The 13,630-nt window shown below is 38.9% G+C and carries 14 protein-coding genes; 12 read left to right on the forward strand and 2 right to left on the reverse strand.

The genetic code is table 11. The annotated features are described in order from the left end of the window. Window positions 1-135 precede the first annotated feature (135 nt). Complete coding sequence (locus I2F89_RS07805) at window positions 136-1,536, reverse strand: TrkH family potassium uptake protein (RefSeq protein ID WP_066025797.1); 1,401 nt, start codon at window positions 1,534-1,536, stop codon at window positions 136-138. A gap of 360 nt (window positions 1,537-1,896) precedes the next feature. Here I2F89_RS07805 and I2F89_RS07810 point away from each other — a divergent pair, with 360 nt between their 5' ends. The 4 genes from I2F89_RS07810 to I2F89_RS07825 all read left to right on the forward strand — a co-directional run bounded on the left by I2F89_RS07810 (window position 1,897) and on the right by I2F89_RS07825 (window position 5,121). Beyond that, complete coding sequence (locus I2F89_RS07810; protein ID WP_023520277.1) at window positions 1,897-2,370, forward strand: hypothetical protein; 474 nt, start codon at window positions 1,897-1,899, stop codon at window positions 2,368-2,370. Beyond that, entirely contained in the window at window positions 2,367-3,146 is a 780-nt protein-coding gene (locus tag I2F89_RS07815; RefSeq protein ID WP_010736631.1) for a DUF6681 family protein, read from the forward strand. Before I2F89_RS07810 ends, I2F89_RS07815 begins: the two co-directional genes overlap by 4 nt. A gap of 204 nt (window positions 3,147-3,350) precedes the next feature. Beyond that, the gene (gene lepB, locus I2F89_RS07820) at window positions 3,351-3,920 is read left to right on the forward strand and encodes a signal peptidase I (protein WP_010736630.1); all 570 of its coding nucleotides are present in this window, start codon (window positions 3,351-3,353) and stop codon (window positions 3,918-3,920) included. A gap of 235 nt (window positions 3,921-4,155) precedes the next feature. Further along, window positions 4,156-5,121: a peptidylprolyl isomerase gene (locus tag I2F89_RS07825; protein ID WP_065097033.1), complete on the forward strand. Its 966-nt coding sequence runs from the start codon at window positions 4,156-4,158 to the stop codon at window positions 5,119-5,121. Window positions 5,122-5,244: 123 nt separating this feature from the next. On the opposite strand, the gene I2F89_RS07830 is transcribed toward I2F89_RS07825, so the two are convergent. Beyond that, a complete protein-coding gene (locus tag I2F89_RS07830; protein ID WP_195514146.1) occupies window positions 5,245-5,844 on the reverse strand; it encodes a class I SAM-dependent methyltransferase in 600 nt (199 codons plus the stop codon). A 178-nt stretch (window positions 5,845-6,022) separates the two neighbouring features. Here I2F89_RS07830 and I2F89_RS07835 point away from each other — a divergent pair, with 178 nt between their 5' ends. The 8 genes from I2F89_RS07835 (at window position 6,023) to upp (ending at window position 13,606) form a co-directional block, all read left to right on the forward strand. Next, window positions 6,023-6,607 carry a thymidine kinase gene (locus I2F89_RS07835; RefSeq protein WP_010736627.1) on the forward strand — a complete coding sequence of 195 codons (585 nt, stop codon included), beginning with the start codon at window positions 6,023-6,025 and terminating at the stop codon, window positions 6,605-6,607. A 2-nt stretch (window positions 6,608-6,609) separates the two neighbouring features. After that, window positions 6,610-7,683, forward strand: a complete 1,074-nt coding sequence (gene prfA, locus I2F89_RS07840; RefSeq protein ID WP_010736626.1) for a peptide chain release factor 1 — start codon at window positions 6,610-6,612, stop codon at window positions 7,681-7,683. After that, window positions 7,676-8,512, forward strand: a complete 837-nt coding sequence (prmC, locus tag I2F89_RS07845; RefSeq protein WP_195514148.1) for a peptide chain release factor N(5)-glutamine methyltransferase — start codon at window positions 7,676-7,678, stop codon at window positions 8,510-8,512. Before prfA ends, prmC begins: the two co-directional genes overlap by 8 nt. A 192-nt stretch (window positions 8,513-8,704) precedes the next feature. Then, window positions 8,705-9,730, forward strand: coding sequence for an L-threonylcarbamoyladenylate synthase (locus tag I2F89_RS07850; protein WP_086335121.1), 1,026 nt, complete (start codon window positions 8,705-8,707; stop codon window positions 9,728-9,730). A 189-nt stretch (window positions 9,731-9,919) separates the two neighbouring features. Then, entirely contained in the window at window positions 9,920-11,164 is a 1,245-nt protein-coding gene (glyA, locus tag I2F89_RS07855) for a serine hydroxymethyltransferase (RefSeq protein WP_104775824.1), read from the forward strand. A 139-nt stretch (window positions 11,165-11,303) separates the two neighbouring features. Then, the gene (locus tag I2F89_RS07860) at window positions 11,304-11,549 is read left to right on the forward strand and encodes a hypothetical protein (protein ID WP_071866892.1); all 246 of its coding nucleotides are present in this window, start codon (window positions 11,304-11,306) and stop codon (window positions 11,547-11,549) included. Between the two features lie 269 nt (window positions 11,550-11,818). Continuing rightward, the gene (locus I2F89_RS07865; RefSeq protein ID WP_066025792.1) at window positions 11,819-12,760 is read left to right on the forward strand and encodes an alpha/beta hydrolase; all 942 of its coding nucleotides are present in this window, start codon (window positions 11,819-11,821) and stop codon (window positions 12,758-12,760) included. A 216-nt stretch (window positions 12,761-12,976) separates the two neighbouring features. Beyond that, entirely contained in the window at window positions 12,977-13,606 is a 630-nt protein-coding gene (gene upp, locus I2F89_RS07870) for a uracil phosphoribosyltransferase (RefSeq protein WP_010736621.1), read from the forward strand. Window positions 13,607-13,630: the final 24 nt, after the last annotated feature.

Genomic DNA, 13,630 nt, shown 5'->3' on the forward strand with positions numbered 1-13,630 from the left:
AAGGTTAAATTGCTTTGTCTTATTTTACAAAAGTTTATACTGTTCGCAAAACAAAAATGAAAGAAGCAAGAAAACGAAAAACGATCGCTTCCTTGCTTGTTACATATCGGTTTTTTATGGTAACGATAGACTAGCTTACCCGATAATGATTTTCTCAGTAGGATATTCATAACCTAAATCTCGTGTTTCTTTTGGCACAAATAACATTAATGTATACAACATCCCGATACGTCCAATAAACATCAACGCACCGATCGTGATTTTACCGACTGTTGATAGATCACCGGTAATTCCTAGCGATAACCCCGTTGTACCAAAAGCAGAAGTCACTTCCACGATGATTGAGATCAGCGGTTGTTTCTCCGTGGCAGATAAAAAAAGAATACAGAAGAAGCACATCCCTAAGGAGAGCATAAAAACGACCACTGATTTTCGGACATCATCTTCATCAATTCGACGACCAAAAATATTAATGTTATCTTCACTTTTCAAAAACGAATAAAGATAAAGGCCAATGATCGCCACAGTCGTGGTCCGTATACCCCCGCCGACAGAACTGGGACTACAACCAATGAACATCAATAAGGAAAAGACGATCAAGGTGGTGATTTGAAAATCTCCTAGATCATGGATCTGTAAACCCGCATTACGAGTTGTCATAGAATAAAACATTGAATTGATCCACTGGACACTAGGATGGAGATCTTTGAACAAGTGATTTTTTTCAAGTAGAAAAATCAAGACAGTTCCGCTTACAAATAAAATGACAAAGGCGAGGACGGCGAGTTTTGTAAACAAAGAGAACCGAAAAGGAATCTTGGCTTTCGTTTTTCGATACAAGCGCCATTCTCGAAACTCCATCAATACCGGAAAACCGATTCCACCAATGAAAATCAGGAACATGATCATAAATAAAAAAGGATAGTCATGTTCAAATGGCTTGATCGACTCACCAGTAATATCGAATCCTGAATTCGTGACCGCGGAAATAGCTTGATAAAATCCATGAAAAACGGCTTCGTGCCAATGATCGAAATAGCCGCGAATATAAAAATAAACGGAGAACAAAGCACCAAATAGCAATTGGAACCAGAGCAATATGACAAAAGTGATCCGAATCAAACGAACGATACCAGATAAACGTGGTTGGTTCATATCTGTCATTATCAATTGTCTTTGACGTAAGGTGATCCGTCGCTTAGAAAAGATAATAAATGCCGTTGAGATCATCATGATCCCTAAACCACCCACTTGAAACAACACTTCAAGTAAAATAATGCCATTGTTATTAAAAATCGCGTGGATGTCAAATGTCGAAAGACCAGTGACACTGATCGTACTGATAGCCATAAAAAGCATGTCAATAAATGAAGCATGACTACCCGGATTTCGGAAAAATGGGATGTAAAATAAGCCCAAAGAAATCATAGTCATTAAAATATAATAAAATACGATAATTTGAATAGAAGAAAAGTGACTAGAAGCATATCTTGCACTACGCCTTCGCCATTTCCGAAAAAAAAGATTCAATTGCACAAATTCGATCCTCCTTGTTAGATGTTTCTTCCAGTATACCGACAATAAAATAAATACACAAAGAAATAATAAAACTAAAATTTACTAGGATTTTAGTTATTGGAAAAGTGTCTTATAATAAAGATGACTTTACGAAAGAACTTGGAGGGAGATCCATGATAAAATGAAGTGTATCAACCAGTCATAGACTGTCTGATTACGACTAAAGCAACATTCGAGTAAATCTACACAAAAGTTTCATGAAAAAATAAGAAAAAAATAAGAAATTTATGGTAAAACTAAAGAATACGTGTGAGAAAAACCAATTTTTGCCAAACGGATCAAGACTTCAAGTGGCAACAAGGAAAAGGATGAGAGAATATGCGAAAAGTAGCACCTATATTAAAGCCAATCGCTGTATTGACGATTTCGACGATTGTTGCTACCACAACAGGCATTGTTAATAGTTCTAGCTATCGTGCACCAAGTCGTTCCACAGAGACTACGACAACTTCTACCAATGAAGGAACAGGGCAAACGAATGACACGGTAGAAACAACACCGACGACTGTAGAACAAGACACAACCAATTCTACATACAACCAAAACTCAATACCAGAAAGTTCCGTGGATGAAGGGAATACAGGATATACGACCGATTCGACTAGTCAAAATCAAGGGGACGACAGCGGTTCAAGTACGACGCCAAGTGCCACTACACCAAGCAGTACGACGCCTAATACAACGCCAAGTACTTCTACGCCAAGTGAAGGCAATCTAAATGAAAATAATGCACCTACAGAGCAATCCGCTGAAACACAGATGTATAATCAACAGGCAGGTGATGAAGAATGACATTTATATTAGATATCATCAATGGGATACACAAGTTTTTAGGATATTTAGATATCAGTCCTAAATATTTGAACCGAGGCTATACTATATTAAGTGTGATTCCGACTGTTTACCTTTTACGGATTGTTTATGGATTATGGCAAAATCAAAACTATTTGCAGTTCTTTTTATACGGATTAGGCTTTTTAGTTCTTTTATATTTCACTGTTCTAAATGTGTTTTATTACTTTTTTGATAAAAATTCAAAAGCCGATGTGACCCAAGTGATCGTGAAATATCTACCTGATGAAGCATTCAATATTGAAGGAGAAACGGTTCGCGGGAACAACGGCAATATCGACAAAGTCAATACAGAAAAAGCCAATGTTCTATTCGATGAAGACTACCAATTGAAACTAGCAGAGAATATGCGCTATTTGATTGAAAAAGGGGAGATCAAGGTCAATGAACTTGGTCGAATGGACGGGTTCTTGATTGATCGAAATACACTTTATCCGTACTATTATGTGAAAAAAGTCTCCGACAAAACTTATCAATTAAGTATCGGCCGTAATTATTCCAGCATGGAAAAAGTAGGAACGATCAAGGTCGACTCGCCAGAAGATCATATTGAACCCGTAGGCTTATTCCTTGCAGGCGGTGATTTTGTCAAAGATGGTCTTAGATACCATGAACCCTATCGTTTGAAGTTGATCATCAAGAAAAATCAACCAAAAGAACAAGAAGGTGAAGTGACATATAGTCGAAGCCAACGAAGAAAAAAATCAAAAGTGTAGGATAAATCTTCTCCATCGAGTATTTATTTAGCTCTAATATTAAAGATACATGAAGTTCAAAAAACATTTCTAAAAAAAACGGATTATTCCCAACACGATCCGACACTTATTCTTTCTTTTAATCGATAAAAAATGTAAAATAAAGAATAGCTAACAAATAAATAAAAAATAACATAAAAATGTTTGGTTAATAGGAGGTATAAAGTGAAAAACTTTTTGAAAAATTGGGGAATCTTGATCGTTGTTTTAGCCGCCATCATTTTGGCAAGAGTCTATGTATTCACACCAGTCACAGTGAGTGGTCATTCCATGGACCCTTCGTTACATGATGGGCAACGTTTGATTTCATCTAAAATCTCAGATTTTGATCGCTGGGATATCATTACAACAAAAGAACCTGGGGATGAAGAACGGATGATCGTCAAACGAATCATTGGGATGCCAGGCGATACTGTGAAAATGGAAGATGATCAACTATACATCAATGGGGAAAAGCAAGATGAACCCTACTTAGATGAGTATAAAAAAGAATTTTCAGAAGACAAACTACAAGAGGAATATTCTTATAATTCAGCCTTCCAATCGCAAGCTGAAAATGCTGAAACGTTCACCAGTGATTTTGAATTCACTGTTCCGGAAGGACAATACTTGGTACTGGGCGACAATCGTTTGATCTCAAAAGACAGCCGCATGTTTGGTTTAGTCGATGAAGACTTGATCCAAGGCAAAGTCGTTTTCCGCTATTGGCCGTTGAATAAGATCAATATCATTTAATCGATGATACGTAATGCGATAGCGATATAACTCTAAACAGTAAAGATATACCCTGAAAAACCTCAACATTCGTTTGGAATGTTCGAGGTTTTTTTGTTATATAAACTACAACAACAAGTGATCAAGTATAATTTTTTTATAAAATCACGTTATTTTCAAAGTTTGTTCATAAAGTAAGGCTAAAGTGAAAGACACATAGATATAAATAACTATTAAAATATATAGGAGTGACAGCATGAAAAAATTCATCTCAATATTAGCTGTATCATCAGGACTGGTTTTGTTTTCTGCATGTTCAACAAATCCGTCAGATCAAGCTGCAGTGACGTATAAAGGCGGTACCATCTCAGAGCAGGAACTAGTGGACCACTTGAAAAAAATCAAGGGCGCGGAGACCGCTGTCCAAGATTTGATCATCTTCCAGATTTTTGAAGAAAATTACGGCGACAAAATTACGGCTGAAGATGTAGATAAAGAATACAACGCTAGCAAAGAAGCACTCGGTGATTCTTTCGATTCGCAACTGAAATTAGCGGGCTATACGACTGAATCCTACAAAGAAGAAATAAAAAGAGGGTTAGCTTACAAAGCAGGTTTACGAGCGAATGTCGAATTGACGGATGAAGATCTTAAAACAGCGTGGGAAAACTTCCATCCAGAAGTAGAGGCACAATTGATCAAAGTAAGTAGCGAAGATGAAGCCAAGGAAATCAAAAAGTCACTCGATGAAGGGGGCGACTTTGCTAAAATCGCCAAAGAAAAATCGACCGATGAAGCGACAAAAGAAAAGGGTGGAGAAATCACCTTTGACTCGCAATCTACAAGTGTGCCAGCAGAAGTCAAACAAGCAGCGTTCAAGCTTAAAAATGAGGAAGTATCTGATGTTATCACAGCGACTAATTCCTCTACGAACGCCACGGAATATTATCTTGTGAAAATGGTCAAACAACAAGAAAAAGGCAATGATATGTCGAAATATAAAGATGAATTAGAAAAAATAGCAACAGAGACAAAAATAGCAGATCCAACATTCCAACAAGAAGCTGTGCGTAATGAATTGAAAAAAGCAAATGTAAAAATCAAAGATGAAGATTTCAAAAACGTATTAAGTGGCTTGATGACGGAACCATCCACAAGCGAAAGTTCGACCGATGCGTCAACTGAAGCTTCGACAAGTACTTCGACAGATAGTTCAAATTAATTGATCAGTGGAAGAACTAAACAAATATGAACTCAATTAAAATAATCAAAAACCCGAGAATAATTTTTTTATTTTCGGGTTTTGCGTATTTATGAAAGGTTTTTTTATAGAAATAGAAAATGCTTATTCTTTATTTGCTATAGCCAAAAACAAAGAAGCATCTTGTTTCATGAACAAGTTTTTTCCGTGATGGAATGTTTCGATTGAGCGTGGTTTAAAGCCAGCAAGCTTCAATTGTTCTCTTAGCTCCTCGTGGTCAAAACCATTATGGACTTTTGGATGCTGGATCTTTTCGTTCTTATCGAAGTCAACGATATAAAGTTTTCCGCTTGGATGAAGCATTTGCGAAAGTTGTTTTAAAATGACTTTCGTTTCTGGAATATGCAACAAGACTAAAGATAGTAAGATGATGTCGGCTTTCTCTGCTGGCAAATCCTTTGTAGCATCCAATTCAAGTGTTCGTACATTTGCTTGTTTTGCCTCTTTGATTTTTTTATCAGCCATCGCTAGCATTCCTGCGGCTGAATCTATAATGATCACTTCTTTAAAACGTGAGGCAAAGGGTAACGTGACAAGACCAGTTCCCCCACCGTAATCGATCAATTTCTGGTCATGAGTCTGTGCAGAAAATTCTTTTTCAACAGCTGAACGAATCGTAGCAGCTAATTGGATTCGTTCGGGGGTGTCATAATGGTTCGCCATTTGGTGGAATATTTCGGACATAAGAGCCCTCCTTTATTTTTCATTCGATTATACCAAAAGAAGTGCGGGTAGTTGATTGATTTATAACGAAAATACCAACATTTACACTAGGGAAATCTCGCTTCGAAAATTCTCACTGTAAAAATGATTGAAAATCAAGTATAATACCATAGGAACAAACTGGAAGGTGAATGAGGACATGGCACAACTATTTTTTAAGTACGGCGCAATGAACAGCGGCAAGACAATCGAGATCTTAAAAGTCGCACATAATTATGAAGAACAAAACAAACCGGTTGTTTTGATGACCAGCGGAATCGATACAAGAGATGGCGTTGGCGTAGTTTCAAGCCGAATCGGGCTGAAACGTGAAGCAATTCCCATTTTTGAAACGACCGATGTATTTGAAGTCATCCAGCAGATGGAACATCCACCATTCTGTGTATTGATCGATGAAGCGCAGTTCTTAACAAAAGAACATGTCTTAGCATTCACGAGAATCGTTGATGAACTCAATATTCCGGTGATGGCGTTCGGATTAAAAAATGATTTTAGAAATGAATTATTTGAAGGATCGAAATATTTATTGCTTTATGCAGACAAAATCGAAGAAATGAAAACGATCTGTTGGTTCTGCCATAAAAAAGCAATGATGAATTTACATTATATAGACGGAACACCGGTGTACGAAGGAGATCAAGTCCAAATTGGTGGCAATGAAGCCTATTATCCCGTATGTCGAAAACACTATTTTCATCCATTGATGATCACAGAAGGAGATTAAGCATGTACGATCAATTACAATCAATCGAAGACCGTTACGAAGAGCTTGGGGAACTACTGAGTGACCCAGAAGTGATTTCAGATACGAAACGTTTCATGCAGCTTTCAAAAGAAGAAGCAAATACACGTGAAACGGTCGAAGTTTATCGTCGCTACAAGGAAGTTGTTCAAGGGATCAAAGATACAGAAGAATTACTCGGCGAAAAGTTAGACGACGAAATGGCAGAGATGGCTAAAGAAGAATTAGCTGATTTGAAAAAAGAAAAAGAAGAACTAGAAGAAAAAATCAAGATTTTGTTACTTCCCAAAGATCCAAACGATGACAAAAACATTATCATGGAGATTCGCGGAGCCGCTGGTGGCGACGAAGCCGCACTATTTGCAGGGGATCTTTTCTCGATGTATCAACGATACGCAGAGAGCCAAGGCTGGAAAACAGAAGTCTTGGAAGCAAGTGTGACAGGGATCGGTGGCTATAAAGAAGTCATCATGATGATCTCAGGCGAAAATGTCTATTCGAAATTAAAATATGAAAGTGGCGCACATCGGGTCCAACGTGTCCCTTCAACAGAATCTCAAGGACGTATCCATACATCAACGGCAACTGTCGTTGTCATGCCTGAAGCAGAAGAAGTAGAGATCGATCTGGCTGACAAGGATATCCGCGTCGATATTTACCACGCTTCTGGAGCCGGTGGACAGCATGTCAATAAGACAGCATCTGCGGTACGTTTGACTCACTTACCAACTGGAATCGTGGTGGCGATGCAAGATGAACGTTCACAATTGAAAAACCGTGAGAAAGCGATGAAAGTCTTACGTGCGCGTGTCTATGACAAGATCCAACAAGAAGCACAAAGCGAATATGATGCGAACCGTAAATCTGCGGTAGGGACTGGGGATCGTTCAGAGCGTATCCGCACATATAACTTCCCTCAAAATCGCGTGACCGACCACCGTATTGGCTTGACGATCCAAAAATTGGACCAGATTCTAGCTGGAAAACTAGATGAGATCGTCGACGCATTGATCGTGTACGACCAAACATCTAAGTTGGAAGAGATGCAAAATGGATAAAACCTATCGAGAAGTCCTCACACGGGCTTCTTCTTTTTTAGAAGAACAAGGAGTAGAAGGGTATAATATCCAGTTTGTCTTTCTTGAACGAAAGCAGTGGACGAAACTGGATTGGCTCATGCGAATGAATGAACCGATCACAGCCGAGGATCAAGCCATGATCGATGCAGATATGCAACGACTAGTACAACATTATCCGCCCCATTATTTATTAGGTTATGCTGAATTTTTTGATCACCGCTTGAAAGTCACGGAAGCAACCTTGATTCCTCGGCCAGAAACCGAAGAATTAGTCGCACTATGTTTGGCAGAAACAAGCGAAGAAACCTTAAATGTCGTGGATATTGGTACAGGAACAGGGGCAATCGCCATCAGCTTGAAAGCCGCTAGAAAAAATTGGCGGGTCTCAGCAATTGATTTATCTTTAGAAGCACTAGCTGTTGCTAAGGAAAATGCAGAACATGAACAAACGACGATCAACTTTTATCATGGCGATACGTTGGAACCTGTCATGGATCAAACTTTTGATGTCATTATTTCTAATCCCCCTTATATCAGTCGAGCAGAATGGTCGGTGATGGATCAAAGCGTACGAACTTACGAACCAAAGATGGCATTGTTTGCTGAAGAAGATGGTTTAGCGATCTATCAGAAAATCGCAAAGGAAGCTTCGCAACTACTAGCTAGCGATGGACAACTTTTTTTAGAGATCGGTTTCCAACAAGGGGCAGCTGTCAAAGCAATCATGGAGCAAGCCTTTCCCACAAAAAAAGTACGGATCAAAAAAGATATGGCAGGCAATGATCGGATGATTTTTGTTACCAATTAGTTTGTGGATGAAAAAATTTTTTTCTGTTTTTTTATAATAAAAAAACACTGATTTGATAAGGATGAAAACGAATATTTTAGTTATCAACATACTTATCCACTATTGACAAACTAGTTATCAACAGATTGTGTATAACTGCCGAAAGAAATGGAATGAAACAAGGATTTTGAAAAAAGAGGATGTGGATAGACTGTGGAAACAATTAAATATGATGAAACACAACTGAATGAAGCTGCGAAGGAATTAGCAGGAGGGAATCTAGTGGCTTTTCCAACGGAAACTGTCTATGGATTAGGGGCTAATGCCCTTTTGCCAGAGGCTGTCAAACAGGTCTTTACAGTGAAAGGTCGACCACAAGACAACCCATTGATCGTCCATGTCGCCTCCTTCGAGCAAGTAAAAGAGTATGTGGACAACTTTCACCCACTAACAGAACAAATTGTGAAAAACTTTTGGCCAGGACCACTGACTTTGATTTTTCACATCAAAAAAGGTAGTTTACCAGGGATTGTCACTGGTGGTTTATCCACAGCTGCTTTTCGCATGCCAGATAACAAGAAAACGTTAGAATTAATCCAATTAGCAGGTGTACCACTTGTCGGGCCAAGTGCCAACACTTCAGGTAAACCGAGTCCAACAACAGCAGACCATGTCTTTCATGATCTAAAGGGGAAAATCACAGGAATCATTGACGATGGTGCGACGAGGATCGGTGTGGAATCAACGGTACTTGATCTGAGTGACCCATCTGCACCGCCGATGATCTTACGACCAGGAGCAATCACGAAAGAGCAACTAGAAGTTGTCATTGAAAGTCCAGTGGCGACAGACCGCCATTTGGTCAAAGAATCTGAAACACCGAAATCTCCGGGGATGAAATACAAACATTACTCACCTGATACTCGAGTACTGATGGTTGAAAAAACGGATTGGCCAGAGGCGATCATCTGGACAAAAGAACAAAAACTACGTACCGGTGTTTTAGCTGGACCAACAATTGCTGATCAAGTACGCAAGGATGTCGCCGCGGTGTATATGTATTACGATGATTCAGTAGAGGCAGCAACGAAAGGGTTGTTTGCGGGGTTACGCGGCTTAGATGATGATCGATTAGTTCTTGATTTGATTTTAGTACAAGTTGCACCCGAAGAAGGTCTGGGTATTGCGTATATGAATCGGTTGAAAAAAGCCGCAGGACAAAATTATTATAAAAAATGATCCAGAAGTGATTGCTGCAAAATCATTCTGTGATACAATCTAGGAAACAAACTAAAATAGCTATTTATGAAATAATGTTCGTATTCTTAGCTAGTAATGTTTGGTCAACATCAAAAAAAGACAAATAAGCTGAACAATCATTTGAAATTTAGAGAAGTTGACACATAAATAAATAAGGAGTTGTTGTTTGTGGTAGACTACAAAACGTTTGACCCTGATTTATGGGCAGCAATCGCAAAAGAAGAGGAAAGACAAGAAAACAATCTGGAGCTGATCGCTTCTGAAAACTTTGTCTCTGAAGCTGTGATGGCAGCACAAGGAAGTATTTTGACGAATAAGTACGCAGAAGGGTATCCAGGACGTCGCTATTATGGTGGGTGTGAATTTGTGGATATCGTTGAAAATCTGGCGATCGATCGTGCCAAAGAATTATTTGGTGCCGATTTTGTCAATGTTCAACCACACTCTGGATCACAAGCCAATACAGCTGCATATCTTGCGTTAGTTGAACCGGGGGATACGATCTTAGGAATGGATCTTTCTGCTGGCGGACATTTGACACATGGCTCTCCAGTCAATTTTAGTGGAAAAACGTATCACTTCGTTGCTTATGGCGTAGATCCGACAACAGAAGTCATTGATTATAATGTCGTACGCATCTTAGCGAGAAAACATCAACCAAAACTGATCGTAGCAGGAGCAAGTGCCTATGGTCGAACGATCGATTTTGCAAAATTCAGAGAAATCGCGGATGAAGTCGGGGCAAAATTGATGGTCGATATGGCACACATTGCAGGTTTAGTTGCAGCGGGTGTTCATCCAAGCCCAATCCCTTATGCCGATATCACAACAACTACTACTCACAAAACATTACGAGGACCTCGTGGTGGGATGATCTTAACGAATAATGAAGAACTGGCGAAAAAAATCAATAGCGCAGTCTTCCCAGGCATCCAAGGTGGCCCCTTGGAGCATGTGATTGCCGGAAAAGCTGCTGCCTTTAAAGAAGCATTGACTCCTGAATTTAAGGAATATAGCGAACAAGTCATTGCCAATGCAAAAGCCATGGCAAAAGTATTCAATCAATCGATTGGTACCCGAGTGATTTCAGGTGCCACAGATAACCATTTGATTTTGATCGATGTACGTGACTTAGAATTGAACGGAAAAGAAGCAGAAGCGATTTTGGACAGTGTTCATATCACCGTCAATAAAAACTCGATTCCTTTTGAAACACTAAGCCCATTCAAAACAAGCGGTATCCGTATCGGGACACCAGCAATCACGACTCGTGGCTTCCGCGAAGAAGATGCGGCAAAAGTAGCTGAATTGATCGTCAAAGCTTTACAGGCAAAAGATGACGAAGCACAATTAGAAGAAGTTCGTGCAGGCGTCCGTGAATTAACAGAGCAATTTCCATTATATAAAAAATAAAAATTTTATAACTAAGAGTTATCAATAAGAAGGTAAGAGAATAGAAAAAGGTGAGACAATCAGGCATGTAGCTGTTTGGTTGTCTCACCTTTTTTCTGGTTGTTGAAGTGTTAGATGGCTCTCTGGAAACTCAAAAAATATGAAAAGCTATTTTCTGATTTTCCATCTTACTGCTCAGGTCAAAGAGCTTCTTTCACAACCTAAGATTAATGGTGTTCGAAAGTCAACTCCTTCAATAATAAGCCAAAACTTGAAAAAATATGGGGAAGCTATTTTCTCAAGTTCTGTCTTATTATTCGGAGCTGAGCGACTTTCTCACAACCTAGATAAACGCTGTTCGCAAGCCAGCTCCTTCGATATTAAGGAAAAAATTGAAAAAATATGAGAAGATATTTTCTCAATTTCTGCCTTAATACTTGGAGCTGAACGGCTTGCTCACAACCTAGATAAACGGTGTTCAAGAAGCAACACTTCGGTCATAAGCCAAAAAAATAAAAAATGAAATAGCCATTTTTAATTTTTCTGTCTTATTCCTTAGTGCTGAGCGCTTCTTTCACAACCTCTTTCAATCTGATTTTTTGACTTTTGTCTGGTTGCTCTCTAGTATATGAGGTGTAATTTTATTTGTTGCATTCAATTTAGGGAGGAATCCGTATGACTGATCGAATTTCATTAGAAAAAGAAGCAATTGAGTTTAGTGATGCTAATGCACCGCACCCGCGTATCTATGAATTACCTCCGGAAGAAGGGCGTGATCTTCTAGAAGAAGTTCAAAGTTCTTCTGTGGAAAAATTACCTGTGGATATCGAGGATTTGAAAATGGATACCAATGATTGGGGACAAATCAATGTGCGTTTTATCCGTCCTGAAGGAAATGTAGAAAAATTACCTGTCATATTTTATATACATGGTGCTGGTTGGGTATTTGGTAGTGCCAAAACACATGACAAATTGATTCGGGAATTGGCTGTTCGTACAAATTCGATCGTGATTTTTCCTGAGTATAGTCGTTCACCAGAAGCAAAATATCCTACTGCCATCGAGCAAAACTACGCGATTTTGCAAAAACTTGCGGAGCTTTCTGAGTCTAAAGGCTTGGATCTTGAAAACTTGACAGTCGCTGGGGATTCCGTAGGTGGGAATATGGCAACGGTGATGACGATCCTTACAAAGCAACGTCAAGGATTACCAATCAAAAAACAATTACTATACTATCCTGTAACTGATGCAAATTTCGATACAGATTCTTATAACCAATTTGCAGAGAATTACTTCTTAACAAAAGAAGGGATGCAATGGTTCTGGGATCAGTATACGACAGATGAAAAGAAACGAGCAGAAATCACTGCTTCACCTCTACGTGCAAGTAAAGAAGAATTGACAGGTTTACCGCCTGCAATGATTTTGACTGGTGAAGCGGACGTGTTAAGAGATGAAGGAGAAGCATATGCTAGAAAACTTCGTGAAGCTGGTGTGGAAGTTACGCAAGTACGTTTCCAAGGGATCATCCATGATTTTGTCATGGTAAATGCGATGGACCAAACCAATGCGACACGAGCAGCAATGACTCTTTCCACAGAATGGCTAAAAAACTAGTTGTTTTTTGTCATCTTTATCCATTAATAAATCAGAAAAATAACAAAAAACGTCTGATTTTCAGGCGTTTTTGTTATTTTTTGCTGATTTTAAAAAGAACACCGCTTTGTTTTTTTATTTCTTTGATTTTCTTTAGGAAAATGACGGGTTAGACTAGTCAAGTCAGTGATTTTGTTTTACAATTAAAAAGAAACGAGAGAAAAAGGAGACAAAAAAATGGGCAAATTTCAAGTAATCGACCATCCATTGATCCAACACAAATTAACGATTATTCGCGACAAAAATTGTGGTACAAAAGTTTTCCGTGAGGTTGTTGATGAAATCGCTATGCTGATGGCATATGAAGTATCACGTGATATGCCACTTGAAGACATTGTCATCGAAACACCGATCACAGAAACAACACAAAAAACATTGTCTGGTAAAAAAGTAGCCATTATCCCAATCTTGCGCGCAGGTATTGGAATGGTTGACGGAATCTTAGAATTGATCCCAGCAGCTAAAGTCGGCCACATCGGATTATACAGAGATGAAGAAACATTGGCACCGCACGAGTATTTCGTTAAATTACCGGAAGATATCGACGCACGTCAATTATTCGTAGTTGATCCAATGTTAGCGACAGGTGGCTCAGCGATCATGGCGATCGATGCTCTGAAAGCACGTGGCGCTTCAAACATTAAATTTGTTTGCCTTGTTGCAGCTCCAGAAGGTGTTAAAGCCTTACAAGAAGCACATCCAGATATTGATATCTATACTGCTTCATTAGATGAAAAATTAAACGACAAAGGCTATATCGTTCCTGGTCTAGGCGATGCCGGCGACCGTTTATTTGGTACTAAATAGGAAAAATGAGCTATACAAAAAAAT

Source organism: Enterococcus sp. 1001283B150225_161107_E12, from assembly GCF_015556925.1.
GTDB classification, from domain to species: Bacteria; Bacillota; Bacilli; order Lactobacillales; family Enterococcaceae; genus Enterococcus_B; species Enterococcus_B mundtii.

Bases quoted from the DNA above. Each gene is read 5' to 3' on its own strand.
- I2F89_RS07830 (WP_195514146.1), bottom strand. From the start codon at position 5,844: ATGTCCGAAATATTCCACCAAATGGCGAACCATTATGACACCCCCGAA.
- I2F89_RS07865 (WP_066025792.1), top strand. From the start codon at position 11,819: ATGACTGATCGAATTTCATTAGAAAAAGAAGCAATTGAGTTTAGTGAT.
- I2F89_RS07815 (WP_010736631.1), top strand. From the start codon at position 2,367: ATGACATTTATATTAGATATCATCAATGGGATACACAAGTTTTTAGGA.
- I2F89_RS07810 (WP_023520277.1), top strand. From the start codon at position 1,897: ATGCGAAAAGTAGCACCTATATTAAAGCCAATCGCTGTATTGACGATT.
- prmC (WP_195514148.1), top strand. From the start codon at position 7,676: ATGGATAAAACCTATCGAGAAGTCCTCACACGGGCTTCTTCTTTTTTA.
- prfA (WP_010736626.1), top strand. From the start codon at position 6,610: ATGTACGATCAATTACAATCAATCGAAGACCGTTACGAAGAGCTTGGG.
- I2F89_RS07835 (WP_010736627.1), top strand. From the start codon at position 6,023: ATGGCACAACTATTTTTTAAGTACGGCGCAATGAACAGCGGCAAGACA.
- I2F89_RS07825 (WP_065097033.1), top strand. From the start codon at position 4,156: ATGAAAAAATTCATCTCAATATTAGCTGTATCATCAGGACTGGTTTTG.
- I2F89_RS07860 (WP_071866892.1), top strand. From the start codon at position 11,304: ATGAAAAGCTATTTTCTGATTTTCCATCTTACTGCTCAGGTCAAAGAG.
- upp (WP_010736621.1), top strand. From the start codon at position 12,977: ATGGGCAAATTTCAAGTAATCGACCATCCATTGATCCAACACAAATTA.